This window comes from Allochromatium palmeri (genome assembly GCF_009720725.1).
GTDB classification, from domain to species: Bacteria; Pseudomonadota; Gammaproteobacteria; order Chromatiales; family Chromatiaceae; genus Thermochromatium; species Thermochromatium palmeri.
In genome coordinates, this window is sequence record NZ_WNKT01000005.1 from 98,903 (window position 1) to 124,295 (window position 25,393).

Below are 25,393 nucleotides of genomic sequence, written 5' to 3' on the forward strand. Positions count from 1 at the left end.
CCGATCACCCTCAATCGCGAAAACCTGCCTTATGTTCGGTTTCGGAAAGAAACACCAACCCACAGCCCCTTCCGAACCTCGTTCGATCGACAACCGCGAACCGTCGATGCCGCCGGCCGATCCGAGCGAAAGCACGGCACAACAGCCGGATTCCAGTAGTGCTGAAGCCCCCAAGAAGCCCTGGTTCGGCAAGCTCTTTCGCTCGAACAAGCCGGCAGTCGCTGAGCCTGAGCCGGCATCGGCCTCTGTCGCAGCCGAACCCGCGCGCGAACCGTCGCCGCCGAAGACTCGACCGGCATCGTCTGAGCCTGTGGCGGCCAAGGAACCTGCCCAGACTCCCGAGCCGGTTGCGCCGTCGACCGTCGTCAGTCCCCCACCCAAGGTCGAGTCCAGCCCCGAAGCGGAGATCGCCTCCAAACGCAGCGCACTTGCACGTCTGCGCGATCGCCTCGCCAAATCGCGCACCCAGCTCGGCGGCGGACTCGGGAGCCTGCTGCGCGGGCGCCAGCGCATCGACGATGAGCTGCTCGAAGAACTCGAAACCCTGCTCATCACCGCCGACGTCGGTATCGAGACCAGCACGCGACTCATCGCGGACCTCACCGAGCGGGTGAAGCGCAAGAAACTCACCGACCCCGAAGCACTGCTCGCGGCACTCAAGGAGGATCTGCGTGAAATCCTGCGCGCTGTCGACGGGCCGGTCAGGCAACCTGCGCCCGGTAAGCCGCAGGTCGTCCTCATGGTCGGCGTCAACGGCGCCGGCAAGACCACCACCATCGGCAAGCTCGCCCGTCGCCTGCAAGACGAAGGCAACAGCGTCATGCTCGCCGCCGGCGACACCTTTCGCGCCGCGGCTGTCGAGCAACTGGAGACCTGGGGCGAGCGCAACGGCGTGCCGGTCGTCGCTCAGCACACGGGGGCGGACTCAGCCTCGGTGATCTTCGACGCCCTGCAAGCCGCCATGGCGCGCGGGGCTGATGTGCTGATCGCCGACACCGCCGGGCGCCTGCACACCAAGAGCAATCTCATGGATGAGCTGTCCAAGGTCGCGCGTGTGCTCAAGAAGCTCGACCCCGAAGCCCCGCACGAGGTGATGCTGGTGGTCGACGCCACCACGGGCCAGAACGCGCTCAATCAGGCCGAGCACTTCCATCGCGCCGTGGGCCTGACCGGCATCACGCTCACCAAGCTCGACGGTACGGCCAAGGGCGGTATCCTGTTCGCCATCGCCGAGCGGCTGCGCGTGCCGATCCGCTTCATCGGCGTGGGCGAGTCGATCGAGGATCTGCGGCCCTTCGACCCCGACGAGTTCGTCGAGGCCCTGCTCGGCTAGACGGGCGGTACGCGCCATCTCCGGCTTCAGCCGGGATCGGCGGCCAACCCTGCGAGGAGTTGTAAGCAACGGTGATCCGCTTTCAAAACGTCTTCAAGCGTTATCCCGAACGTGGCGACGCACTGTCCGCCATCGACTTCGAAATCCAAACCGGCGAGATGGTCTTTCTGACCGGACACTCGGGCGCCGGCAAGAGCACGCTGTTGCGCCTGATCGGTCTGCTCGAACGCCCCTCGCGCGGACAGGTGCTGGTCAACGGACGCAATCTCGGCACCCTGCCGCGCCGTGACATCCCGCATCATCGCCGTCAGGTCGGCATGATCTTCCAGGATCATCGCCTGCTGTCAGACCGCACCGTCTTCGACAATGTCGCCCTGCCGCTGGTCGTCACCGGCATCCACTCCAAGGAGATCGAGCGCCGGGTACGCGCGGCACTCGATCAGGTCGGACTGCTGGCGCGCGCGCGCGCCACACCGCTCGCCCTCTCGGGCGGTGAGCAGCAGCGTGTCGGCATTGCGCGCGCTCTGGTCGGGCGTCCGCCTGTGCTGCTGGCCGACGAACCGACCGGAAACCTCGACCCGGATCTCTCGCGCGAGATCTTTGAGCTGTTCGAGCGTTTCAAATATGTCGGCGTGACACTGCTGATCGCCACCCATGATTTCGAGCTGGTCAACAGCCGCCAACACCGCACGCTCACCCTGGACGCGGGGCGACTCGTCAGCGATACGGGAGCCTGGTAAGCATGAGTCGAAGACGCCTCCAACGTTCTGTTCGCGCGCCCCGCCCGCCGCGCGCCCGAGGCCCCAAGTTCCTTGAGCGCCCCGGAATCTGGTTCAACCAGCATCTACAGACACTCATCGAAACACTCGGTCGTCTGCGCGCCAACCCCCTGCCCTCCATCATGACCGTGGCCGTGATCGGCATCTCGCTCGCCCTGCCGGCCGCGCTCTATGTGCTGAGCGAGAATCTGCGCGCCATGGCCGGCGGCTGGGATCAGACGGCGGCGATTTCGCTCTTCCTCGACCTCAAGGTCGCCGACCAGCAGGCCACCAACCTGGCCGATCAGCTCAAAAGCTGGGAGGAGATTGCGAACATCAGTCTGATCACGCCCGATCAGGCACTGGCCGAGTTTCGCGATCTGGGCGGCTTCGAGGACGCGCTCGACCGGATCACCGAGAATCCGCTGCCGAACGTGCTGGCCATCTATCCCGTCCCCGAGTACGCCAGCCCGGATCATCTGCAAGCCTTGCAAGAGCGTCTGCTGGATCTGCCTGAGGCGGATTTCGCGCGCATGGATACGCTCTGGCTACAGCGCTTGCAGGCGATCCTGGATCTGGTGCAAATCATCGCGCTGCTGCTCGGGGCGCTGCTTGGCATCGGCGTCTTGCTGATCGTGGGCAACACGATCCGGCTCGAAATCCTCAACCGGCGCATCGAAATCGAAATCATGGAGCTGGTCGGCGCTACGGCGGCGTTCATCCGCCGCCCCTTTCTCTATACGGGCGCCTGGTACGGACTGCTGGGAGGACTGTCGGCCTGGCTGCTGGTGAGCCTGTCGATTCTGGTGCTCCAGGGTTCAGTTTCACGACTGGCTTCGCTGTATCACAGCGAATTCAGACTCTCGGGGCTGGGGTTTGCCGATACCGGCTCCATGCTCGGCGCCAGTATTCTGCTCGGATTCATCGGCAGCTGGCTGGCGGTCAATCATCATCTGCGCGGGGCCAAGCCCATTTGAGACCGCGCTAACGACTCGCCGCTGTGGCAGAGACCGGGGATTCGGCCAAGCACACGCCCTCGGGCAATTCGATGCACATGCTGATGGGCAGATGATCCGAGAGCGCATAGTCGACCACGCGCGCCGAGACGACGGTGATCGGGCTTGAGACCAGGATGTGGTCGAGATTGTGGCGCGGGCGCCAGCTCGGGAAGGTCTTGAGCTCGCAGTCCAGTCCGCTCATTCCGGAACGACTGACCATGTTGCGCAGTTGCCTGGAGTCACAGCCGCAGTTGAAGTCACCCATCAGCACCAGATAGGGATAGGTGTGCGCGAGCTGGCTCAGATAATCCAGTTGACGCCGGCGCGCATTCCAGCCGAGCGCCAGATGGACGATACCGATGGCCAGGACCTCGCCGTCATCGAGCACGAACTCCGCCACCACCACGCCACGCCCCGGCAGCCCCGGCAGACGATGCTCAGTGATACAGGTCGGGCGCGGACGCGCGAGCAGTCCGTTGCTGTGCTGAGCAAAGGGGGCCAGATTGCGGTTGATCTGGCGATACCAGTGCGGAAACGCGCCCTGAGCGGCCAGATACTGGGTCTGATCGATATAGGAACTGCGCAGACTGCCGGCATCGACCTCTTGCAGCCCGACGACATCGAACTGACGCAGCAATGGCGCGATGCGCGCCAGGTTGATCAGGCGCTCGGGATGGGGCAGCAGATGTTTCCAGCTATGGACGAAATAGTCGCTGTATTGACGCGACTCGATACCGGCCTGGACGTTATAGCTGAGCAGATTCAGTTGGCGCATGTCGGGGTTCCGACCGGCAGCGGTAGCAGGCGCGGGCGCTGGATACGCAGTCGCTTGTAGCGTGCCTGCTCGCCGCTCAGGATCTCGACCTTGGACAGCGAGACCCCGAAGGCATCGGCGATGAAGCGTCGCAGGGCCTGATTGCCCTTGCCCTCGACCGGCGGTGCCTTGAGCCGTACCCGGTAGTAGTCGCCGCCGGGGTCGGGTTCGAGGAAGGCGTCCTTGGGTGCGCGCGGCTGCACGCGCAGCCGCAGTTCCAGATCCTCGCCGTCCCAGCGGTACCAGCTCATCGTGACCGTCGACCGCTCAGAAAGGGCTGGCGACCAGCCATTTGAGCGGCGGGATCAGCAGCATGTTGAGCAGCACCAGACCCATCATGACCAGCATCGGCGAAAGATCGATACCACCGATGGGACGAATGACCCGCTGCGCCGGTCGCATCACGGGCGCGGTCAGTCGATCCAGCAGGGCGGTCGCCGGATTGTAGGGATCGGGATTGACCCAGCTCAGGATGACCCGGATCAGCACCGAGAACAGCAGGATGTTGATGAAGAGTTCGACCATGCTCGGAATGGCCCAGGCGAAGGCACCGAACAGCGAGCGATCCAGCCCCACGACCAGCGCCATCAGCCCCAGCTCGACCGCCGACAGCAGCCAGATCAGCACCAGCGCCGCCAGATCCAATCCGCCATAGCCGGGAATGACCCGACGCAGCGGACGCAGCACCGGCGTGGTGATCCGCACCACGAACTGCGAGAGCGGATTGTAGAAATCGGCCCGCACCCATTGCAGCAGAAAGCGGATCGCGACCACGGCGATATAGAGTCCGAACAGGGTCTGGATCAGAAAGACCAGCGGATCGAGCAGATAAGAACCGGTCATGGCGCCTCCGAGAGTGTTTTCGACAGCTCGACCGCTCGATCACGCGCGGCGCGCGCGGCCCGCTCGACCAGGGCGCGCAGATCGGCCTCGTCGAAGACGGCCAGCGCGCGTTCGGTGGTCCCACCGGGCGAGGTGACCTGCTCGCGCAGACGCGACGGCGGGGCGTCGCTCTCCATGGCCATCTTGGCCGCACCGAGCGCGGTCTGGATGGTCAGCAGGCGCGCCGTCTCGCCGTCGAGGCCCAGCTCGATCGCCGCCTGCTCCAGCGCCTCCATGAACAGGAAGAAATAGGCCGGCCCGCTGCCCGAGATAGCCGTGACCGCGTCGATCTGCGCTTCCTCATCGACCCAGCGCACCAGTCCAACCGCGCGCAGGATGGTCTCGGCGCGGTTGCGGCCTTCGGTGTCGACCTCGGGACTGGCGTGCAGTCCAATGGCACCGGTCTGCACCATCGCCGGGGTGTTGGGCATGGCGCGCACGATCGGCAGGGGCGCGCCGAGCCAGCGCTGAATGGTCTGCTCGGGCACGCCGGCCATCACTGAGACGATCAGCGGCCGGTGATTGGCCAGTAGCGGCGCAAGCTCGGCGCAGACCGCAGCGGCCAGTTGCGGCTTGATGCAGAGCACCAGGGTCTCGGCCTCGGCAAGCGCCTCGGCGTTACTGGCAAGCGCGCGCACGCCGAGACTGGCTTGCAGGGATTGACGCCGTTCGGGACTTGGGTCAGAAACCTGGATGGCGTGCGGCGCATAGCCATCGGCGATCAGACCGGCGATCAGACTGGTGGCCATGTTGCCGCCACCGATGAAGCGAATGTTGGCTGTAGTCATTGCAATCGCGATAGATTCAGTGTGACGAGCGATGGGGCATTGTACGGCAATTCTTGCCCCTCATCAGTTGGTGGGACGTGCGCCGAAGACCGCTGTGCCGATGCGCACCTGGGTCGCGCCTTCCAGGATCGCCGCTTCCAGGTCGTCGGACATGCCCATCGAAAGCACGTCGAGCGGACATTCAGGCGTCGCGAGCCGGTCGCGCCATTCGCGGAGTTCACGGAACGGTCGGCGCTGTTCGGCTTCGTCCTCGGACGGCGCGGGCAACGTCATGAGTCCGCGCACGCGCAGGCCCGGAAGCTCGGCGCACTGAGCGAGCAACGCACTGACGTCCTCGGGCGCGACACCGCCTTTACTCGACTCGCCGCTCAGATTGAGCTGAAGACAGACGTTCAGGGGCCGACGACTCGCCGGGCGCTGTTCGCTCAGACGCCGGGCATGGGTGGCATCGGCCAGACCATGCACCCAGTCGAAATGCGCCGCGATTTGGCGTGTCTTATTGGACTGGAGGCGGCCGATGAAATGCCACTCGATGTCGTCGAGATCCGCCAGCAGCGCCTGTTTGTCGAGCGCCTCCTGCAAATAGCTCTCACCGAAGGCGCGTTGACCGGCGGCATGAGCGGCGCGGATGGCCGCGGGCGGTTGTTTCTTGCTCACCGCGATCAGAGCGACTGAGCCTGCTGGCCGGCCCGCGCGCTCAGTCGCCGCCTGGATGCGTGCGAGCACCTGATGGCGATGCCGGGCGATCTGCTCAGGGATCATGATGCAAACATCTCCTGGACGCGTCGTAACGCCTGACCGCGATGACTGAGCTGATTCTTGGTGTCAGGGTCGAGCTCCGCTGAGCTGCATCCCTGGCTCGGAACCAGAAAGATTGGATCATAGCCGAAGCCATTGCTCCCGCGCGGCTCGAACAGGATACGCCCTTCCCAGGTGCCCTGACAGATCAGCGGCGTCGGATCCTCGGCATGGCGCAGATAGACCAGCACACATTGGAAGCGCGCCGTGCGCTCGGTCTCGGGCACGTCCGTGAGATCCACGAGCAGTTTGCGCAGATTGGCCGCGTCCGTGGCACCCGGACCGGCATAGCGTGCCGAGTAGATCCCAGGCGCGCCACGCAGTGCGTCGACTTCCAGCCCCGAGTCATCGGCGATGGCCGGCAAGCCGCTGTGATGCGCGGCATGGCGCGCTTTGAGGATAGCGTTCTCGACGAAGGTCAGGCCGGTCTCTTCGACCTCGGGGACGCCGTATTCGCTCTGAGGGCGAATATGGATTCGAGCCTCGGCCAGCACGCGTTCGATTTCGCGAACCTTGCCGGCGTTATTGCTGGCCAGGACGATGGTCGCATTGAGATGGGATTGCGTCATCGAAGTGCCTCAGGACTCCAGGGCGGCGCGTTGTGCGACCTGGATGGCGCCGATACCCGTCGCGCCCAGTTCCAGCAGCGCATCGAGTTCGGCGCGGGTGAAGGGATGCCCCTCGGCAGTGCCCTGGACCTCGATGAAACGCCCCTCGCCATCCATCACCAGATTCATATCGGTCTCAGCGACTGAATCCTCGGCATAGTCGAGATCGAGCACAGGCACGCCTTGATAGACGCCCACCGAAACAGCGGCGATCTGGGTCGTGATCGGATCGCGTTTGAGTTCGCCGCTGGCGAGCAGACGGTCGATGGCTTCGCGCAGTGCGACCCAGGCACCGGTGATGGCCGCGGTACGGGTGCCGCCATCCGCCTGAAGCACATCGCAATCGAACGTAATGGTGCGCTCGCCGAGTGCCTTCAGATCGACAGCCGCCCGCAGGGCACGGCCGATCAGGCGCTGGATCTCCAGAGTCCGTCCACCCTGCTTGCCACGCGCGGCCTCACGCGGCATACGCTCGCCGGTCGCGCGCGGCAGCATTCCATATTCGGCGGTGATCCAGCCCTGGCCCTTGCCTTTCAGAAAGGGCGGCACGCGCGGCTCGACGCTGGCGGTGCAGAGTACGCGCGTGTCGCCGAACTCGACGAGGACCGAGCCCTCGGCATGACGGGTGAAACCGCGCGTGAAGCGAATCGGACGCGCCTCGTCGGGGCGACGTTGGGAAGGTCTCATCAGTTCCTCCGCGAGAAACCCCGTCCTTCAGGGCGGGGAGGGATAGCGGCTACGACTGTGCAGCCACCGGAAACAGGTGCAGGCTTTCCACCTGCCGGGCCGTGAGGCTCTGCCCGTAAGGGCCTGGTGACGGTGCGGCGTCTCACGACGCCACACGCTCCCCTCGCCAATGTGTGCAACCGGCTCCCGCTGGCGCGGCGATCAAAACCTTCGGCGCTTTACCTTTCGCCTGCATGATCTCGACCTTTCAGAGCGGCGGACTGAGGAAGCATCCGCCGGTGAGTCTTAGCGACCTGTTGCATACGTAGCCCCTTTCGACCCTCCTGGTCAGGCGGACTGAGGCTGGTCAACCCAGCTTGCTCTCACAAGCTCCGCCCTTCAGGGCGGGGTAGTTGACGATATCTAGCGGCTCCGATACGGAATGGTGGATTTGGACGGTGAATATCAAGGCTCGGGATTGAGCGCAATCTGTGCGTCCCATACAACAGACACGAGATCCCAGAACAGCCAATGGGACGCGGGTCATTGGCATCCAAACCTGCCCTGGCGATCGCCGTCACCCGTCATGTCTAACCGCTGCCTGGTGACGTCGAACCTGTCTTTGTGGCATCTTGAGCGCCTTGGCGCTAAGATGCTCCTGATTCACTATAAGCGCCCACCGCACGATTTTGAAGCCTAGTTGCGGATACGGATCAAATGGATGTGAAAGCGCCCGACTGGACTCGATGCATCCCCGGCTCGACCAAGTCCAAAGAGTGCTGCAAAAAAGAGACATCTGTTGTCAGTGTGTCTTTTTTCGCCCAATCTGTTGCAAAACGCCATTTCGTACTCTATAGTTCACAGCGCAAAGCATGATTGCGCTCGATTTCTGCAGTCAAACTGACAAATTCACAACAGCGGAGAACAGCATGAACAAGAAACTTCTGAGCATGGCGGTTGCCGCCGCGATGGTTGCTCCGACCGCCGCGATGGCTGAAGCCATTCTGTACGGCAAGCTGCACATGTCGATCGACTGGGCGGATGTCGAGGAAGGCTTCCAGGGTTGGGGCCTCAACGGTGGCGCCGCCATCCCCGGTGAAGGCACTGCAAACCGTATCGGCCTCAAGGGTTCCGAGGATCTGGGCAATGGCATGAAGGCCATCTATCAGGTCGAGTTCGGCATCAAGATGACTGAGGAAAGCGTGCGCGGTAACGCGGCCTCCGGTGGCGACGACTTCATCACCATGCGTAACAGCTTCGTCGGTCTGACCGGCGGCTGGGGTACCTTCGTTGTTGGCCGTAACGACACCCCGTACAAGACCTCGACCGCCAAGCTCGATCTGTTCGCCGACACCATGGCTGACTACAACGGCACCGTTCGCTTCGACGACGTCCGTGCCGACAACGCCATCGCCTATGTCAGCCCGAGCCTGAGCGGCTTCCAGCTCGCCGCCGCGATTCACTCCGGTGGCGGCTCGACCGTAATCGATGAGCTGAACCTCAACTCCGACAGTATCGCCGACGCCTTCTCCATCGCTGGTATCTACAGCAATGGTCCGTTCTACGCCTCGCTGGCCTATGAATCGCTCAGCAATGAGCTGTACATGAATACGCAGACCAGCAACGACGATTTTTCGCCGCTGTATGTCAATGACGACTACACCAAGTGGCGTCTCGGCCTGGGCCTGATGGACTGGAATGGCTTCACGCTGACCGGTATCTATGAGGAACAGTCCAACCGCGTCGAGGGCCAGCTCAGCGCGTTGGGTACCGAGAAGCTGAAACTGTGGCAGATCCAGGCCGGCTACTCCTTCGGCAACAACATGGTCAAGGCCATGTACGGCAGTGGCGATCGTGATGGCCGCTTTGAAGAAATCAACTCCGCCAACGATCTCCGCGACAGCCTTGAGGGTGATTACTACACCTGGGCCATCGCCTTCGATCACAACCTGAGCAAGCGCACCAAGGCCTATATGGTCTACACCCAGGTCGACGACGATCGTTCGTTCTCGGATTGGGACGGCTTCTCGGTGGGCATGATCCACAACTTCTAAGCCTCGGCTCGAAGTGGCGTGAAGCAAAAACGGGATCCCTAGGGATCCCGTTTTCTTTTGGACGTCATCGGCCGCAAAACACGCTTACGACGCCCCTCCCCCGCGCGCTCAGGGCTTGATCGTCCTCGGACCCTGCGCCGACCCCAGAATCAGCACATCCGCCGGACGCCAGGCAAAGATGCCGACCGTGACCACGCCAGCGATAGTGTTGATCCGCTGTTCCAGCCCCTTGGGATCCGTGATCTCCAGGTTCTGGACATCCAGAATGAGATTGCCGTTGTCGGTCACGAAGCCCTCGCGCCAGACCGGTGTACCGCCGAGTTGGACCAGTTCGCGCGCCACATAGCTACGCGCCATCGGAATGACCTCGACCGGCAGCGGGAAACCACCGAGCACCTCGACCAGCTTGCTCTCATCGGCGATACAGACGAACGTCCGACTGGCCGCCGCGACGATCTTCTCGCGCGTCAGCGCTCCGCCACCGCCCTTGATGAGCTCAAGCTGTCCATTGGACTCGTCGGCCCCGTCGACATAGAGCGCCAGCTCGCCCACGGCATTGAGATCGAAGACCTGGATACCGTGGCGCTTAAGACGCTCGCTTGAGACCTCGGAGCTGGAAACAGCGCCCTCGATCCGATGCTTGACGCTCGCCAGGGCATCGATGAAATGATTCACGGTCGAGCCGGTACCAACGCCGATCACACCACTCTCGACATAGTCGAGCGCGGCCTCAGCGGCTTGTTTTTTCAGATCGTCTTGATTCACGGATTGTCCTCCGGTTTTTCGTTGTAGAGACGGGATTCGGTGAGGATGGCATCGAGCGGGATGTCCCAGGGGCGAGGTTCGATCTGATCGAGCCGCTGACAGTCATGCGCCACACCGATCAGTCGCGGCCGACGCCACTGGCTGTGCCGCTGCCGATAGGCCAATGTCCGATCGTAGAAGCCGCCGCCCATGCCGAGACGATGCCCCTGGGCATCGAATCCGACCAAGGGCAAAATCATGAGGTCGAGCCGGCGTGGCTGGATCAGATGACGACCACGGCCGATCGGCTCAGGGATACCAAAGCGATTGGGTCGCAGTCGATCGCCAATGCGATAGCGCGCGAACCAGAGCTGGCCGCCTGTCTTGCGTTTCTTCAATGGACTCAGGACCGGCAGATAGAAGCGCTTTGTGCGCGTTAGCGCGCGTCGCATCAGCAGGCGCGGGTCGATCTCACCATCCGTCGGCCAATAGAGCGCGATGCGTCGGGCGCGTAGCACATCGGCGCGCCGAGTCAAACGGCGGGCCAGACGCTCGGCATGCCGACGCTGCGCACGCGCATCGAGCGCACCGCGAGCGGCCCGCAGGCGTTTTCTGAGGGGAGCGAGTGAAGACATTCAGGCGAAGATGGAGGGACACCCCCCGTGCATGCCGTTGCAGGCCTTTGTTCTTGAACCATAGGGTTCAAGTGGGGACAGTCGGCACTGCTTCAGGCTTTCCGCTCGGTGGCGGACATGCACAACCGCTTTGCCGTCATATCCCCGGGGTAGCGATTAGGCTCAAGAAAATACCCAGGCCGCTCTCGAACACTACAGGGGGTGTCTTGAGTTACAGGCTATACCCTTTCGCGCGAGGCGTCCAGACTTGACTGTGACGGAGTTTCCGACTCGGCCTGGGGCGCCTCCTCCTCATCGTCTGGATCGGCCAGCGCCAGATTGACGCGCTCCTGCAATTGATGCAGCCGCCGGTTCAGCTCGCCGTCGGGACCAGAGCGCGCACGCTGAAGCTGGATGAGATCGTGCGCGATGTTGAGCGCGGCGATGACCGCGATGCGGTCGGTGCCGATCACACGTCCGGTCTGGCGGATCTCGCGCATGCGCCCATCGAGCAGGCGCGCCGAGGCCTTCAGGTCGTCCTGCTCATGGAACTCACAGGCGATGCGGTATTCCTTCTCCAGGATCTTGATACTCAGTTGCAACGGCTCTTCGATCACAGATTCTCCTCCATCGCACGCAGTCGGGATAACATGGCTTCAACGCGACTTCGTGCCTGCTCGGTCTTTTCGATCAATTCACTACGCTCGGCGACGAGCAGATCTTGACGCGCACGCAGCGAAGCGTTCTCGTCCCTGAGCCTCTCGTTCAGGCGGATCAAGGCATTTAACCGAAGCTCAAATTGATCGAGGTCAAACTTGGCCAAAGTCCGCGACTCCATTGGAATTCCGCGCACTATAGAAGGGGCTTCGCGGACGGTCAATCGGGCAGGGGTGCGTGCTATGATCTTATGATCTTCCAAACGGCTAAGCATACCCTCAATGACGGGAGGTCGCTACGGACATCATCACCCCTGACATCGCCCGCTATCTCGACGCCGGGCCGCTGAATCCAACGCCGAGCGAGGCGCATGGAATCCTCTGCGGCCTGATCTGCGGCGGTGACGCGCACGCCCTGGAGTCCTGGCTCGGGCAGGTCGCCCCTACAGCCGACGCGGGGGAGACGCTCATCGCCGAGGCGCGTGCGGCCCTGCGCGCCTGGGGTCTGGCCATCGAACGTGACTTTCAAACCTCCGAGCCGCTCGTCCAGCTCCCCTCCCCCGACGAATCGGCCCCGCTTGGCGAGCGCGCGCTCTGGCTCTATGACTGGGTACGCGGTTTTCTGTACGCGCTCGGTCTGCTGTCGCTCTCCAAGTCCGATCTCTCTGCACAGGGACGTGAGATCCTGCACGATCTCGCCGCCATCACCCAGATCGATCTCGATGCGCTGGAGGATAGCGAAGAGAACGAGCAGGCGCTCGCCGAGGTGAGTGAATTCATCCGCGTGGCGGCCATGCTGATCCACCACGAGCGCGCCGTCGTTCGCGCGCCGACACACAGCGGCCCGCCGATTGCTGCCGGCCAAGAGACGGACCCCGTATGACCCGTTCCGAATACAGACGCCGACGTCGGGCACTGGCCAAGTCGATCGGTCGCGACAGCCTCGTCATCCTGCCGGCGGCCAGCGAGGTGACGCGCAATCGCGACGTCCACTATCCCTTTCGTCAGAGCAGCGACTTCAGCTATCTGAGCGGCTTCCCCGAGCCGGACGCCTGGCTGGTGATCGCCCCCAAGCGCAAGGCGGGCGAGTTCATCCTCTTTTGCCGGCCGCGCGATCCGGAGCGCGAGCAGTGGGATGGCGCGCGCCTCGGTATCGAGGGCGCGGTCGAGCACTTTGGCGCCGACGAGGCGCATCCCTTGAGCGAGCTCGACACGGTCATGCCGAGGCTCATCGACGGATGCCGCCGACTCTACTATCCGGTTGGGACGGATTCGGCGCTGGACGCCCGGATCATGGGTTGGGTCAGGCAGGTGCGTGCCAACGCACGCACCGGCGCCACAGCCCCTGAGACCTTCGTCACCATCGAATCGGTCCTGCACGAGCAGCGCCTGTTCAAAAGCCCCGCCGAGATCGCCGTGATGCGCCGTGCAGCCCGGATCTCGGCACAGGCGCACAGCCATCTGATGCGTCTGTGCCGCCCTGGGCTGAACGAAGCGCGCCTGGAGGCCGAATTCCAGCATCAGTGCGCCATGGCCGGCGCGCGTCATCTGGCCTACCCAAGCATCGTCGCCGGCGGTGAGCACGCCTGTGTGCTGCACTATGTCGAAAATTCAGCACCACTGCGCGACGGTGATCTGGTGCTGATCGATGCCGGCTGCGAGCTCGACGGCTATGCTTCGGACATCACCCGCACCTTTCCGGTCAACGGGCGCTTCAGTCCGGCGCAGCGGACCATCTACACGCTGGTGCTCAGGGCGCAACAGGCCGCCATCGAGCGCGCGCGTCCGGGACGGCACTGGAACGAACCGCACGAGGCGGCGGTCAAGGTGTTGATCAAGGGGCTGGTGGAGCTGGGTATCCTGAGCGGCAAGACCCGGGATCTCATCAAGGACGAAGCACATAAGCCCTATTACATGCATCGCACCGGCCACTGGCTGGGGATGGACGTGCATGACGTTGGCGCCTACAAGCGCGACGGTGACTGGCGCACGCTGGAGCCGGGCATGGTGCTGACCGTGGAACCGGGACTCTATCTGTCGCACGACGCGGCGGTGCCCGAACCCTATCGCGGCATCGGCGTGCGTATCGAGGACGATGTGCTCATCACTGAGCAGGATCCCGAGATCCTGTCGGAGGCGGCGCCCAAGGATCCCGAGGCAATCGAGACACTGATGCAGTACAGGGGTTGATGATGGCTGAGTTCGATGTGGTGATCGTGGGCGGTGGTCTGGTCGGCAGCAGTCTGGCCAGCGCGCTGCGTGGCCTGCCGCTGCGGGTGGCGCTGATCGAGTCCGCGCCGCCCTGTGCGCCGAACCAACCGGGTCCGGACGAGCGCGTGATCGCGCTGTCGCTCGGCAGCCGGCGGATCTTCGGTGGCCTGGGCCTCTGGCCGGCCATGGCGCCCGTGGCTGAACCCATACAGCGCGTACATATCTCGGATCGCGGGCATTGCGGCTTCAGCCGGCTCGACCGCCGTGAGGAAGCCGTCGAGGCGCTCGGCTATGTGACACCGGCGCGCGCCATCGATTGCGCGATCCAGGCCGCGCTCGAACGGGCACCGACTCTCCAGATCCTGCGTCCGGCCCGCTTGCTCGATCATCAGGTCCGCGCCGAACACGTCGAGCTCGACCTCCAGCTCGGGGACGAACGGCGGCGCGTCGAGACCCGTCTGCTGGTGGCCGCCGATGGCGGCGACTCCAGCGTGCGCGAGCGGCTGGGACTTCAGGTCGATGGACACGACTATGGACAGGACGCCGTCATCACCACCGTGACCGCAGACCGCCCGCGCCCCGGTCAGGCCTTCGAGCGTTTCACTGACACCGGCCCCTTAGCCATGCTGCCCATGCCCGGCGGGCGCTATTCGGTGGTCTGGTCCTGTCGTCCGGCACAGACGACCGAATTGCTCTCGCTCACTGATGACGATTTCATCGCGCGCTTGCAGGCGCGCTTTGGCCAGCGGCTCGGTCGGTTGAGCGCGCCCTCGCCGCGTCAAGCCTATCCGCTCAAGCTCAAGCTGGTGCGCGAGACCATCCACGAGCGTCTGGTGCTCATCGGCAACGCGGCCCATACGCTGCATCCGGTCGCCGGTCAGGGCTTCAACCTGGGTCTGCGCGATGTGGCGGCCCTGGCCGAAGCCCTGGCCGAAGCCGCGCGGCATGGCGGCGATCCTGGCGCGAGCGGCACGCTGGCCGAATACCGACGTTGGCGCGGTCGCGATCAGGCCGATACCGCGCGCCTGACTGATGCGCTGGCGCGGCTATTCGTCGTGCCCTGGCGTCCGGTGCGGATCGCGCGCAATCTGGGACTGCTGGGGCTGGATCTTGTGCCGGCGGCACGCCATCGGCTGGCGCGACGCTTCATGGGACTGGAAGGCTCGCTGCCGCGTCTGGCACGCGGACTGCCACTGGAGGCTCGCCATGTCTGAGATCCAAATGTCCTTCGATGTCGTCGTGGTCGGCGGCGGTATGGTCGGCGCCGCGCTCGCGGCCAACCTGTCAGGCCGCGGGCTGTCGATCGCCCTCATCGAGTCGCATGAACCCGAAAAACACTGGCCCGTCGGCGAGATCGACCCCAGGGTCTCGGCGCTGAGCCGCGCCAGCCAATATCTGCTCGAACGCCTCAGCGTGTGGGACCGCATCCAGGAACTCGGTGTGAGTTCCTACCGCGAGATGCATGTCTGGGACGCGCTCGGTGGCGGACACATCCATTTCGACAGCCAGGCACTCGGCGAGCGCGACCTGGGCCATATCGTCGAGAACCGCGTGGTTCGACTCGCGCTCTGGGAGCTGCTCGAAAACGCCGATGACGTCCAGCTCCTGTGCCCGGCGGCCATCGTCGACCTGGAGCGCGATATCGCCGGCTCCCGGCTCATCCTCACCAACGGGCAGATCATCAATGCCCGGCTGGTGGTCGGCGCCGATGGACGCGATTCGCTGGTACGCGCATTGTGCGGGATCGAGACCGAGGGTTGGGACTATGGCCAGCGCGCCATCGTCGCCCATGTCCGGCCGACTGAGTGGCATCGTGAGACGGCCTGGCAGCGCTTTCTGCCGACCGGTCCGCTGGCGCTGCTGCCGTTGGCCGACGGGCGCTGCTCGATCGTCTGGTCGGCTGACGACGCGCGCGCGGCTGAACTCATGGCGCTCGATGACGCGGCGTTCTCGGCGGCACTGAGCGAGGCCTCCGAGCTTCGGCTCGGCCCCCTGACGCTTGACAGCCCGCGCGTCGCCATCCCGCTACGGCTGCAACATGCCAAGACCTATGTACGTCCGGGCGTCGCGCTCATCGGCGATGCGGCCCACGCCATCCACCCGCTCGCCGGTCAGGGCGTCAATCTCGGCTTCATGGACGCGGCCGCGCTGACCTCGGCCCTGGAGACCGGACTGGCGCACGACCGCAACATCGCCGGACTCTGGACCCTGCGCCGCTACGAACGCGCGCGGCGCGGTGAGAACCAGCTCATGCTCCAGGCCATGGATCTCTTCAAGCAGCTCTTCGGCAGCGAGGAGCCGGCCGTCGTTCGCGCGCGCGGACTGGGTCTGAGCGCCACTGATCGTCTTGAGCCGCTCAAGCGGCTGTTCATGACCCAGGCGCTGGGACTCGGACGCGAGCCGGGCGCGTGAAGCGTGCCGGCTGTGCAACCGAACCGTCATAGGGAATCGGTATAAAATCGACGACGCCAGCGCCCCATTGATCCTGATCTACTGCAACGAACCGCGAGGGAATCATCGTGTCCGCCAAAAACGTCTTCTATGCCCAATCCGGCGGTGTGACCGCCGTTATCAACGCTTCGGCCTGCGGCGTGATCGAGACCGCGCGCCTGTACTCAGTGCGCCTGGGTAAGGTCTACGCCGGGCGCAACGGCATTATCGGTGCGCTCACCGAGGATCTGATCGATACCAGCCTGGAGTCCGACGAGGCCATCGCCGCACTGCGCTACACGCCCTCCGGCGCCTTCGGTTCCTGCCGCTACAAGTTGAAGAGCCTGGAAGCCAACCGGCGCGAGTACGAGCGGCTGATCGAGGTCTTCAAGGCCCACAACATCGGGTACTTTTTCTACAACGGCGGCGGCGACTCAGCCGATACCTGCTACAAGGTCTCGCAACTCTCCGAGAGCCTGGGCTATCCGGTGCAAGCCATCCATGTGCCCAAGACGGTCGATAACGACCTGCCGATCACCGACAACTGCCCCGGCTTCGGCTCGGTGGCCAAGTACATCGCCACCTCGGCGCTGGAAGCCTCCTATGACGTGCGCTCCATGGCCAAGACCTCGACCAAGGTGTTCGTGCTGGAAGTGATGGGCCGACACGCCGGCTGGATCGCGGCCGCCGGCGGTCTGGTCGAGGATCACGACATCCCGGTGCTGATCCTCTTCCCCGAGATCGAATTCGATCAGGTGCGCTTCCTGGCCGCCGTCAAGGCCAAGGTCGAGCAGTACGGCTATTGCACCGTGGTGGTTTCGGAGGGCGCCAAGTATCCCGACGGACGTTTCCTGGCCGAACAGGGCACGCGCGATGCGTTTGGCCATGCGCAGCTCGGCGGCGCGGCGCCGGTCGTGGCCAACATGGTCAAGGAGGCCACGGGCTACAAGTTCCACTGGGCGGTGGCCGACTATCTCCAGCGCGCGGCGCGTCATCTGGCCTCCAAGACCGACGTCGAGCAGGCCTATGCCATGGGGCGTGCGGCGGTCGAGTTCGCGCTCGCCGGTCACAATGCCGTGATGCCCACGGTCAAGCGTGTCAGCAACGACCCTTACGCCTGGGAGGTCGGCGAGGCGCCGCTGTCGGAGGTTGCTAACGTCGAGAAGTTCATGCCGCGCGACTTCATCACCGAAGACGGCTTCGGCATCACCCCGGTCTGCAAGCAGTATCTGATCCCGCTCATCCAGGGCGAGGACTATCCGCCCTTCGAGCACGGCCTGCCTAAGTACGTCACGCTCAAAAACGCGGCTGTCGAACGCAAGCTCAGCGTGTTCGAACTCTAAGGATTGAGATTATCAAGGCCCATTTGGACTATAATTGACGTTTTTACCATTTCGGCAGTCACAGGCCGCCGACTGACGCATTCAAAGGCTTTTTCATGGATCTGTCCAAGGTTTCACGCGGGGACAACGTCCCCTATGTCCTCAACGTCATCATCGAGATCCCGGCACATGCGGAACCCGTGAAGTACGAGATGGACAAGGCCACCGGGGCCATGTTCGTCGACCGTTTCATGTCCACGGCCATGCACTATCCCTGCAACTATGGCTATGTTCCGCACACCCTGTCCTCGGACGGTGACCCGGTCGATGTCCTCGTAGTCACGCCCTATCCGTTGATCCCAGGTTCGGTCATCAAGTGCCGCCCGATCGGCGTGCTCAAGATGACCGACGAGTCGGGCGACGACGCCAAAATCCTGGCGCTGCCGATCGACACGCTGTTCAAGGGTTATCGCAACGTCGAGAGTTTCCGCGACATGCCGCAGCATCTGCTCGACCAGATCGCGCACTTCTTCGAGCACTACAAGGATCTCGACGAAGGCAAGTGGGTGCGTGTCGGCGGCTGGGGCGACCGCGAAGAGGCGTGTCAGGAAATCCTGTCAAGCGTCAAGATGTTCGAGGACGCCCCCGAGAAGCCGGCCTTCTGACGCGCCTCTCTCCATGCCACACGGCTGAGGTGCCGGCGGCCAGCGCCACGGCACCCAGCTCATACTCAAGGGATGCGCTTCGATGCTGACGCATTTCACGCCCGGCGGCGAGGCCCACATGGTCGACGTCGGCGCCAAGCCTGAAACGGCCCGACGCGCGCTGGCCGAGGGTCGCATTCAGATGCAGCTGGCGACCCTGACCCTGATCGAACAGGGCGCGCACGCCAAGGGCGATGTGCTCGGAGTCGCGCGGCTCGCCGGCATCATGGGGGCCAAGCGCACGGCCGACCTGATTCCGCTCTGTCATCCATTGAGCCTCACGCGCGTCGAGATCGAGCTGACGCCCGTCGCCGATGAATCCTCGGTCTGGTGTCGCGCCACAGTTGAGACCCAGGGTCGCACAGGCGTCGAGATGGAAGCACTGTGCGCGGTACAGATCAGCCTCTTGACGATCTATGATATGTGCAAAGCCATCGATCGCGGCATGCGCATCAGCGACGTCCAGCTCGTCGAAAAGGCGGGCGGACGCTCCGGACACTGGAGACGCGAAACCCAGGACGCGCCTTGATATCCGGATCCCTCACGCCGCTTCGGTGGTCACGTCCGTCACTCGCCTGAATCCAGAGCCTATGCACGACACTCGCCCACACCCGCCGACGCGCTTCCACGCCCTCTACCAGGGTGCTCATTTTCTCACGGCCGCCGTCCAGCTCCATCAGGCTCCGGACGACGCCGGACGCGAGGTCGCCTTCGCCGGGCGCTCGAACGCCGGCAAGTCGAGCGCCATCAACGCCATCTGTCATCAGAACTCGCTGGCCAGAACCAGCAAGACCCCAGGTCGCACCCAGCAGTTGATCTTCTTTGAGCTCGACGACGAGCGCCGTCTGGTCGACCTGCCCGGCTACGGCTATGCCAAGGTGCCCGAGCGTATCAAGCGCGAATGGCAGCGCCATCTCTCGTACTATCTGGAGCACCGCCAGTCGCTGGTCGGACTGGTGATCGTCATGGACATCCGCCATCCGCTGACCGACTACGACCTGCAGATGCTCGCCTGGGGTCGGCGCGCGGGTCTTGCGATTCTGCTGCTGCTGACCAAGGCCGACAAGCTCAAGCGCGGCGCAGCCAACGCCGCGCGTTTGGCCGTCGAGCGGGCCGTGAGCGACGCGTCCGGTCAGGTCGAGGTCCAGCTCTTCTCGGCGCCCGAGCGCCAGGGTCTTGCGCAAGTCCAGGCCATCCTGGATCGCTGGCTGCACGTCGGCGCATCCCCGTCTCCAGACGCCGCTTGAAAGCGCGTCAGACTGTCTCGACCAACGCCAGATAGCGCGCGGCGATCGCCCGCCAGTCCAGTGGCGCGACAAAGTCGCGCGCGGCCGCTCCCAGCCGCGCGCGCCGTGCGGAATCGGCCAGCAACTCAGCCACCGCCTGAGCAAAGGCATCGTGGTCGTCGACGATCAGAGCCTCGACCCCCGAGGTGATCGGGATGCCCTCGGCGCCCTTGGCGGTGCTCACGACGGCGAGTCCAGCGGCGAAATAGTCGAGAATCTTCATGCGCGTGCCCCCGCCCTTCTGCAACGGCACCACGGCCAGATCCGCGCCCTTGAGATAGGGCGCGACCGATTCGACCGGGCCGGTGAAGCGCAGACGCGGATGGAGTTCACGCGCCGGCGGATGCGCACCGATCGCCAGCACGGTCACCGCCACGCCCAGCTGTTCGAGTCGCGGCAGGATCTCGCCCGCCATGACCTCCATCGCTTCCAGGTTGGGCGGATAAAGATAGATGCCGTGATAGACCAGGATGGCGTCCTCGGTCGGGATGTCATAGCGCGCATGGAGATCCAGCGGCTCGGCACGCTCGAAGCCGTCGAGATCGACCCCATGCGGAATGTGATGCAGACGCTCGGGGGCCACGCCATCGGCCAGCAAACGCTGGCGATCGGCCTCGGAGACGACGATGACTGCATCCGAGCGGTTGCACCAGCCCAGTTCGATCTTGCGCAGCATGTCATAGCCATGCCGGGACAGATCCGGCACCTGATCGGCCAGACGCTGATACTCGACATTGTGCTCGACCAGGAGCGCGCGGCCGCCCAGGAGATCGCGTGCCCAGCAGGTCGCGCGCCCATAGGCGGGGAACTCGGCCTGATAGACACGCGCGCCGGTACGCAGCGCCAGATAGAGCGTGCGTGCGATGAAGCTCCAATCGGCGGTTGGACGATAGAGAAAGGCATCGTCTGCCGGGATGCCGGAATCGAGCAGGACGGCGCGCACCTGCTCCGGGTCCGGTCCGAGCGCACTCAGCCAGCGCGGAAAAGCACGCTCGACAACCTGTCCCTGACGCACCTCGTGATAGCAGGCGCGGTCCTCGCTGAGCAGATAGACAGCCTCGACCGCGAACGAGAGTCCCCAGGCGGTGCGCTCGATCTTGACCGCCGCGCCATGGTTGGTCGGGCGGATGTCCGAGCGCGAGACCAGGATCACGGCACGGCGCCGGCCAAGACGACCGATTCCGCGCGTCAGCGTCGTGACGAGCGGTTTGAGCCAGGGCCGCGCCCGGCCTAACGCAGCGCGCGCCAGCGTCTTGAGCCGTGCGGACGCGGTGGGCGCCTGCGTATCGACGACCGGCGCGCTCGCGACAGCGGGCACAGTGGAGACTTCGCCGGCCATTGCGGACGGCGCCGGCGGCTCCAGATCGATCAGCGGTTTGCCCGGACAGGCGCGGGTCGGTGCGGCCAGGAACGCGAGCACGGGCTGGATGGTTCGAGCATAGTGGAAACGCTCCTCGACCAGCTTCAGCGCATTGGCCGACTTGACCGCGATCGACTCGGGATGCGCCAGGATTCTGGCGATCAACCCGTCGATATCCTCGACCCGTTCGACAACCCAGCCGGCATCATAGTCGCGCACCAGCCCGGCCAGCTCGGTATAGCCGTTACAGATCAGCGGCAGACCCAGGCTCAGGAACTCCATGGCGCGGAACGACTGACTGTGCCAGCGCTCGGGGTTCTCATCGGCCAGTTCCAGCCCGATATGACAGTCGCGGCGCAGATTGTCGCGCAGCGCACCATAGGGCTGGAGGCCATGACGCTCGACGATAGACTCCGGCCAGGTCTGTTCACGCTCGCCGAGCGCCGGCGGCGGCTGATCGGCGGCATAGACATACTGTCCCGAGAACATCATCAGTCCCGCCCGCCCCTGACCATGACGCTCCAGCGCCCACACCAGCGGATCGAGCCAGTCCTCGGTACGGCGCCAGGGCCAGGAGACACCGCCGGCGACCAGACACAACCGGGTGTCAGGGGTATAACTCAGGGGTTGATATGACTCGAAGCCTGCCGAAATGGGCAGCACATCGATCGGCGCGCCGGCGCGACAGTCGAATCCGGCCAGCAGCAGCCAGGGCAGCAGAAAACTGGCCTGACGCTGGTTGCCGACCAGGAAGCGATCGGCGCGCCGATAACAGCGGAGCGTGCGTCGGACCTCGTCGGCCAGATCCAGATGCGCCTGATACATGGCTTCCAAAATCCGAGGCGCCACCACGTCGAGCACGATCGGCACCGCGAGCGACTCGGGCAGGAGTTCGATCAGCTCCCAATAGCCCAGGATCAGCACGTCCGGCGCCTCGGCATCGATCAGGGCCGCCAGCGTCTCGCGATCGGTATAACAGCGCGCACTCAGACCGCGTTCGGCGATCAGCGCCGTCGGCTCGCCCAACGCCTCGGGATAGACCTGCACGACCGAGTGACCGGCCTCGATGAGTCCGAGCGCCAACCCATGGGCACGGACGCTGTTGCCTGAAGCAATGCGTGCGGGGTCGAGCGGTTCGCCGTGGGTGATAAGCAGAATCTTCATCCCTCAGGCTCCATGAGCAGCCGCTCCAGTGTGGCGCGCGCGAGTCGGCGCGAGAAATGGTGCTCGATGTTGTCGAGTCCGGCACGCGCCAGGTGCTCCCACAGCGAGGGTTCACGATAGAGCCGGATCACAGCGGCAGCAAAGGCGGCGGCATCTTCGCCGATCAGGATGTCCGTCTCGGCGCTCAGGGACATACCCTCAGCTGCGCAAGGCGTGGCCACCACCGGCACACCATAGGCCATGCTCATGTTGATCTTGCCCTTGACCCCGGCCCCATAGCGAAGCGGCGCGATCGACAGACGCGCGCGTTCGAAATAGGGCGTGACGTTTTCGACATAGCCGGTGATGCACAGACCCCGGCTCGGATCGTCGAGCGCTTGGATCGTCTCCGGTGGACGGCTGCCGATGATGAAGGTCGGCACCTGGCCCAGTTCAGCCTCGACCAGCGGCAGGATCTCCTTGACGTAGTAACGCACGGCATCGACGTTCGGGTCGTGGTTGAAGCCGCCGATGAAGACGATGGCATCGCGTTCGTCGAAGCCGGCCGGTGTCGGGTGGGTGTCGTGGATGTTGCTCAGGATCTCCAAGCGTGCCTCCGGCGCCTCGCGCGCCAGCAGTTCGCGCTCGATGGGACTGACGACCAGGGTCAGGTCGGTGCGCGCGATCAGATCGAGTTCCTGCTGACGGCGTCGGGCGGCACGCTTGACGGCCGCCGGATCCTTCTTGAGTTCAGCCTCACGCTGCTCGCGCAAAAAGTGCAGATCCACGGTATCGAACCAGACCTCGGCTTGGGGCGCATAGTGTCTGACGGTATCAAGGAACTGACTGGCGACATTCGCCCGGCTCAGGATCACCAGATCGTATTCATCGCCACGCGCTTGAAGATGGGCGTGGATCGACTCGATGCCGGGCGCGGCGAGCACCTCCACCCCACGCCGCTGGAGCGCGGAACCATAGGGCTCGACGTATTCGAGATTGGAGGGTGCAAAACCCACATGCCAGCCGAGCGCCAGAAAGGTCTCCAGCAGATTGAACATGCGCAGCGAGCCTGAATCCTGGTCCGGGGTCAGCATCACGGCGTCGATCACCAGGACACGCCGCTGATTGGCCGCATCCAGTGCGCTCGGCGTGGCCGCTCCCTGGTCTGGGCGTACCAGCGTCACCTCGGGCTGATAGAGAATGCTCTGACCCTGCGCGCGCAGCTGCTCCAGGAGTTCAGGCATCTCAGTTGGACGGCGGTCCGCGCTCAGCGCCGATTCCAGAGCGCGCCGATTCAGCAACAATCCGATCTCCGAGGCGGATTCCAGAACACGCGGATAGTTGTATTCGGGCGCCTGCGGATCGCCGCCGGCCCCCATCGGCCAGCACTGGCCATCCGGGGCACGTCGCCGTCCCGCTTCGAGCAGCCGGCCATCGCCGCCAACCAGCTTGGCGCTGATCGCACCGACGGCGAGTGCGTCGCCGTCGGCCTGCCGAGTGCTCTGGAGCAGACGCCACAGCCAGTCGCGTGGCCTGGCTTCCAGACAGTCGAGCCGCATGACCCATTCGGCACTGGAGGCGTCGAGCACGGTCTCGAAACGCTCCATGAGGTCTGCGTCCGGGTCGAGCGCGAGATGACGGGCCTCGGGTGCCCAGCGCTCCAGCAGCTCACCGAGCGCATGGCCCGGCGGATGCAGGAAGATCGGCACAAATGGTGGCGTGTAACGGCTCTGATTCAGTTCATCCAGCAGCCAAAAGGTCTGGATACAGATCTGTTCGAGATCGATCAGCAGGGCGACCTGCGGCTGTGGCTGGGGATTGAGTCGCAGCGCGGCGATGCGTGCGACCTGCCAGAGCGCGCCAAGACCCGGAGGCCGCGGCCCGTTTGCTCGGCTCAGCTTGGCCGTAAGCGCACGCGCGACCGGCCCAGGGCCATGGAAGCGGATGATCTCGCTGAGATGCTCGACATGTGACCCGAGACGCGAAACCGGACCCGAGAGCGGCGCAAAGGCCGACTGGAACCAGCGATAGGGAGCGTTCAAGGGGCGACTGGCGAGATCGGTCAGCCACAGGAGACGTCCCGTCAACGCGCGCTGGTGCGCCAGATCGTCGCGACACTGAACAGCCTCACGCAGCGACTGGATACCGAGCAGATCGAGCAGTTCGCGCTCGGTGCGGCGCGCCGACTCCAAGGCACGATAACGCGCGTCGCTGTTGAGGAGGCGCTCATGCAATCCCTGGATCTGTTCATCGAGCACACGCTTCTCGGCGGCCAGCAGCGCATGGCGGATCTTCCAGTCCTCGCGTTCGCGGCGCAGTTCGTGGGTCTGCTCGACCAGCGCACGATTCTCGGCTGCGCAGTGATCGCGTAGCTGATGATACATAGGTTGATGCTTGGCAGCGTCGACCAGGCCGAGCACCTGCTCGATTGTCCAGCGCGGACGCCATTTGTCGAAAAAGGCCGCCAGCCCGCGCTCCAGTCGCGCATCATTCCGGCTCAGACCGAATCCGCTCGCACTCTGGATGCGGTAGACGCCCGTCACGCGCTCGACATGGATCAGCGGCGTGAGCGCGCTCAACTGGACCCAGAAGTCCCAGTCCTCGTAGACCTCCAGCGACTCATCGAAAAGCAGCGACTCACCGACCAGCGCACGCGCAAAGAGCACGGCATGGATCGGCAGATAGTTCTCGAACAGGAGGCGCAGCGGATCATAGGGTTGATTGAAGACATGCGCGATCTCCCAGCCACCCTTGGCCGTTGGACGCCGGCACTCGATCCCGGCATAGGCGGCCAGAGCGCCCTCGGTGGCCTGGATGGCCTCGACCAGACCGGCGACATGCTCGGGCAGGAGCCAGTCGTCGTCATCGAGAAAGAGCAGCAGGTCGCCCTGAGCTGAATCCAAACCCAGATTGGCCGCCGCGCCACGTCCCAGGCGGCGCCCGCTGGAGACCAGGCGTGTCGAAAAAGCGCCGCACGCGGCGCTCGCGTCGAGTTCACCGCTTCCCCGAACATCGATCAGCACGACCTCGATGTGAGGATAGGTCTGGGCCGCGACCGAGTCGAGCGTCTCGACCAGGGTCTCACGCCCCATGGTGCGGATCAGGATCGAGATGAGAGGATGGGCGGGGAGATCGAATCGTTCCGGATGGGGACGGCTCATCGCGTGTCGAAATGGCTCAATAGAAGATCATCGAGCCACGGATGATACACCATGCCAATCAAG

General features: G+C 64.4%; 25 protein-coding genes and 1 other RNA gene. 12 read left to right on the forward strand and 14 right to left on the reverse strand.

The window, feature by feature from the left end:
• Window positions 1–31: 31 nt before the first annotated feature.
• The 3 genes from ftsY (at window position 32) to ftsX (ending at window position 3,068) form a co-directional block, all read left to right on the forward strand.
• Complete coding sequence (gene ftsY, locus GJ668_RS04135; protein ID WP_155448851.1) at window positions 32–1,333, forward strand: signal recognition particle-docking protein FtsY; 1,302 nt, start codon at window positions 32–34, stop codon at window positions 1,331–1,333.
• A 71-nt stretch (window positions 1,334–1,404) separates the two neighbouring features.
• On the forward strand, window positions 1,405–2,073 hold the full coding sequence (gene ftsE, locus GJ668_RS04140) for a cell division ATP-binding protein FtsE (RefSeq protein ID WP_186342878.1): 669 nt from the start codon (window positions 1,405–1,407) through the stop codon (window positions 2,071–2,073).
• 2 nt (window positions 2,074–2,075) lie between these two features.
• Complete coding sequence (ftsX, locus tag GJ668_RS04145) at window positions 2,076–3,068, forward strand: permease-like cell division protein FtsX (protein ID WP_155448852.1); 993 nt, start codon at window positions 2,076–2,078, stop codon at window positions 3,066–3,068.
• Window positions 3,069–3,075: 7 nt separating this feature from the next.
• On the opposite strand, the gene GJ668_RS04150 is transcribed toward ftsX, so the two are convergent.
• The 7 genes from GJ668_RS04150 to rph form a co-directional block, all read right to left on the reverse strand.
• Complete coding sequence (locus GJ668_RS04150; RefSeq protein ID WP_155448853.1) at window positions 3,076–3,864, reverse strand: endonuclease/exonuclease/phosphatase family protein; 789 nt, start codon at window positions 3,862–3,864, stop codon at window positions 3,076–3,078.
• The gene (locus GJ668_RS04155; protein ID WP_155448854.1) at window positions 3,852–4,154 is read right to left on the reverse strand and encodes a DUF167 domain-containing protein; all 303 of its coding nucleotides are present in this window, start codon (window positions 4,152–4,154) and stop codon (window positions 3,852–3,854) included. Before GJ668_RS04155 ends, GJ668_RS04150 begins: the two co-directional genes overlap by 13 nt.
• A 16-nt stretch (window positions 4,155–4,170) precedes the next feature.
• Window positions 4,171–4,746, reverse strand: a complete 576-nt coding sequence (locus tag GJ668_RS04160; RefSeq protein WP_155448855.1) for a YggT family protein — start codon at window positions 4,744–4,746, stop codon at window positions 4,171–4,173.
• Window positions 4,743–5,573 carry a pyrroline-5-carboxylate reductase gene (proC, locus tag GJ668_RS04165; protein WP_155448856.1) on the reverse strand — a complete coding sequence of 277 codons (831 nt, stop codon included), beginning with the start codon at window positions 5,571–5,573 and terminating at the stop codon, window positions 4,743–4,745. The genes GJ668_RS04160 and proC overlap by 4 nt, the downstream gene beginning before the upstream one ends.
• A 63-nt stretch (window positions 5,574–5,636) precedes the next feature.
• Window positions 5,637–6,335, reverse strand: a complete 699-nt coding sequence (locus GJ668_RS04170; RefSeq protein WP_155448857.1) for a YggS family pyridoxal phosphate-dependent enzyme — start codon at window positions 6,333–6,335, stop codon at window positions 5,637–5,639.
• Window positions 6,332–6,940: an XTP/dITP diphosphatase gene (locus tag GJ668_RS04175; protein WP_155448858.1), complete on the reverse strand. Its 609-nt coding sequence runs from the start codon at window positions 6,938–6,940 to the stop codon at window positions 6,332–6,334. Before GJ668_RS04175 ends, GJ668_RS04170 begins: the two co-directional genes overlap by 4 nt.
• Before the next feature lie 9 nt (window positions 6,941–6,949).
• Entirely contained in the window at window positions 6,950–7,666 is a 717-nt protein-coding gene (rph, locus tag GJ668_RS04180; protein ID WP_155448859.1) for a ribonuclease PH, read from the reverse strand.
• Between the two features lie 908 nt (window positions 7,667–8,574).
• Between rph and GJ668_RS04185 the strand changes: the two genes are divergently transcribed.
• Complete coding sequence (locus GJ668_RS04185) at window positions 8,575–9,699, forward strand: porin (RefSeq protein ID WP_155448860.1); 1,125 nt, start codon at window positions 8,575–8,577, stop codon at window positions 9,697–9,699.
• A 108-nt stretch (window positions 9,700–9,807) separates the two neighbouring features.
• Here GJ668_RS04185 and rpiA read toward each other — a convergent pair whose 3' ends face one another.
• The 5 genes from rpiA to GJ668_RS04210 all read right to left on the reverse strand — a co-directional run bounded on the left by rpiA (window position 9,808) and on the right by GJ668_RS04210 (window position 11,880).
• A complete protein-coding gene (rpiA, locus tag GJ668_RS04190; RefSeq protein ID WP_186342879.1) occupies window positions 9,808–10,464 on the reverse strand; it encodes a ribose-5-phosphate isomerase RpiA in 657 nt (218 codons plus the stop codon).
• The gene (locus GJ668_RS04195) at window positions 10,461–11,078 is read right to left on the reverse strand and encodes a 5-formyltetrahydrofolate cyclo-ligase (RefSeq protein WP_155448861.1); all 618 of its coding nucleotides are present in this window, start codon (window positions 11,076–11,078) and stop codon (window positions 10,461–10,463) included. The genes rpiA and GJ668_RS04195 overlap by 4 nt, the downstream gene beginning before the upstream one ends.
• An 18-nt stretch (window positions 11,079–11,096) precedes the next feature.
• Window positions 11,097–11,282, reverse strand: a non-coding RNA gene (gene ssrS / locus GJ668_RS04200) — 6S RNA.
• Between the two features lie 14 nt (window positions 11,283–11,296).
• Window positions 11,297–11,674, reverse strand: coding sequence for a cell division protein ZapA (locus GJ668_RS04205; RefSeq protein WP_186342880.1), 378 nt, complete (start codon window positions 11,672–11,674; stop codon window positions 11,297–11,299).
• Complete coding sequence (locus tag GJ668_RS04210) at window positions 11,671–11,880, reverse strand: TIGR02449 family protein (protein WP_222930752.1); 210 nt, start codon at window positions 11,878–11,880, stop codon at window positions 11,671–11,673. Before GJ668_RS04210 ends, GJ668_RS04205 begins: the two co-directional genes overlap by 4 nt.
• 209 nt (window positions 11,881–12,089) lie before the next feature.
• On the opposite strand from GJ668_RS04210, the gene GJ668_RS04215 reads away from it, so the two are divergent.
• The 8 genes from GJ668_RS04215 (at window position 12,090) to yihA (ending at window position 19,627) form a co-directional block, all read left to right on the forward strand.
• Entirely contained in the window at window positions 12,090–12,596 is a 507-nt protein-coding gene (locus GJ668_RS04215) for a UPF0149 family protein (RefSeq protein WP_343032174.1), read from the forward strand.
• Window positions 12,593–13,903, forward strand: coding sequence for a Xaa-Pro aminopeptidase (gene pepP, locus GJ668_RS04220; RefSeq protein ID WP_155448863.1), 1,311 nt, complete (start codon window positions 12,593–12,595; stop codon window positions 13,901–13,903). The genes GJ668_RS04215 and pepP overlap by 4 nt, the downstream gene beginning before the upstream one ends.
• 2 nt (window positions 13,904–13,905) lie before the next feature.
• The gene (gene ubiH, locus GJ668_RS04225; protein ID WP_155448864.1) at window positions 13,906–15,138 is read left to right on the forward strand and encodes a 2-octaprenyl-6-methoxyphenyl hydroxylase; all 1,233 of its coding nucleotides are present in this window, start codon (window positions 13,906–13,908) and stop codon (window positions 15,136–15,138) included.
• Complete coding sequence (locus GJ668_RS04230; RefSeq protein WP_155448865.1) at window positions 15,131–16,336, forward strand: UbiH/UbiF/VisC/COQ6 family ubiquinone biosynthesis hydroxylase; 1,206 nt, start codon at window positions 15,131–15,133, stop codon at window positions 16,334–16,336. The genes ubiH and GJ668_RS04230 overlap by 8 nt, the downstream gene beginning before the upstream one ends.
• Window positions 16,337–16,443: 107 nt before the next feature.
• On the forward strand, window positions 16,444–17,697 hold the full coding sequence (locus tag GJ668_RS04235; protein WP_186342881.1) for a diphosphate--fructose-6-phosphate 1-phosphotransferase: 1,254 nt from the start codon (window positions 16,444–16,446) through the stop codon (window positions 17,695–17,697).
• A 95-nt stretch (window positions 17,698–17,792) separates the two neighbouring features.
• Window positions 17,793–18,341 (forward strand): inorganic diphosphatase, encoded by a 549-nt coding sequence (gene ppa / locus GJ668_RS04240; protein ID WP_155448866.1) that lies wholly within the window; start codon window positions 17,793–17,795, stop codon window positions 18,339–18,341.
• A gap of 82 nt (window positions 18,342–18,423) precedes the next feature.
• Complete coding sequence (gene moaC, locus GJ668_RS04245; protein ID WP_155448867.1) at window positions 18,424–18,909, forward strand: cyclic pyranopterin monophosphate synthase MoaC; 486 nt, start codon at window positions 18,424–18,426, stop codon at window positions 18,907–18,909.
• 61 nt (window positions 18,910–18,970) lie between these two features.
• On the forward strand, window positions 18,971–19,627 hold the full coding sequence (gene yihA / locus GJ668_RS04250; RefSeq protein ID WP_155448868.1) for a ribosome biogenesis GTP-binding protein YihA/YsxC: 657 nt from the start codon (window positions 18,971–18,973) through the stop codon (window positions 19,625–19,627).
• Window positions 19,628–19,634: 7 nt separating this feature from the next.
• Here the strand turns inward: yihA and GJ668_RS04255 are convergent, their stop codons facing one another.
• Both GJ668_RS04255 and GJ668_RS04260 read right to left on the reverse strand, forming a co-directional pair.
• Window positions 19,635–22,190, reverse strand: a complete 2,556-nt coding sequence (locus tag GJ668_RS04255; protein WP_155448869.1) for a glycosyltransferase — start codon at window positions 22,188–22,190, stop codon at window positions 19,635–19,637.
• Window positions 22,187–25,330: a glycosyltransferase gene (locus tag GJ668_RS04260; RefSeq protein WP_155448870.1), complete on the reverse strand. Its 3,144-nt coding sequence runs from the start codon at window positions 25,328–25,330 to the stop codon at window positions 22,187–22,189. The genes GJ668_RS04255 and GJ668_RS04260 overlap by 4 nt, the downstream gene beginning before the upstream one ends.
• Window positions 25,331–25,393 lie beyond the last annotated feature (63 nt).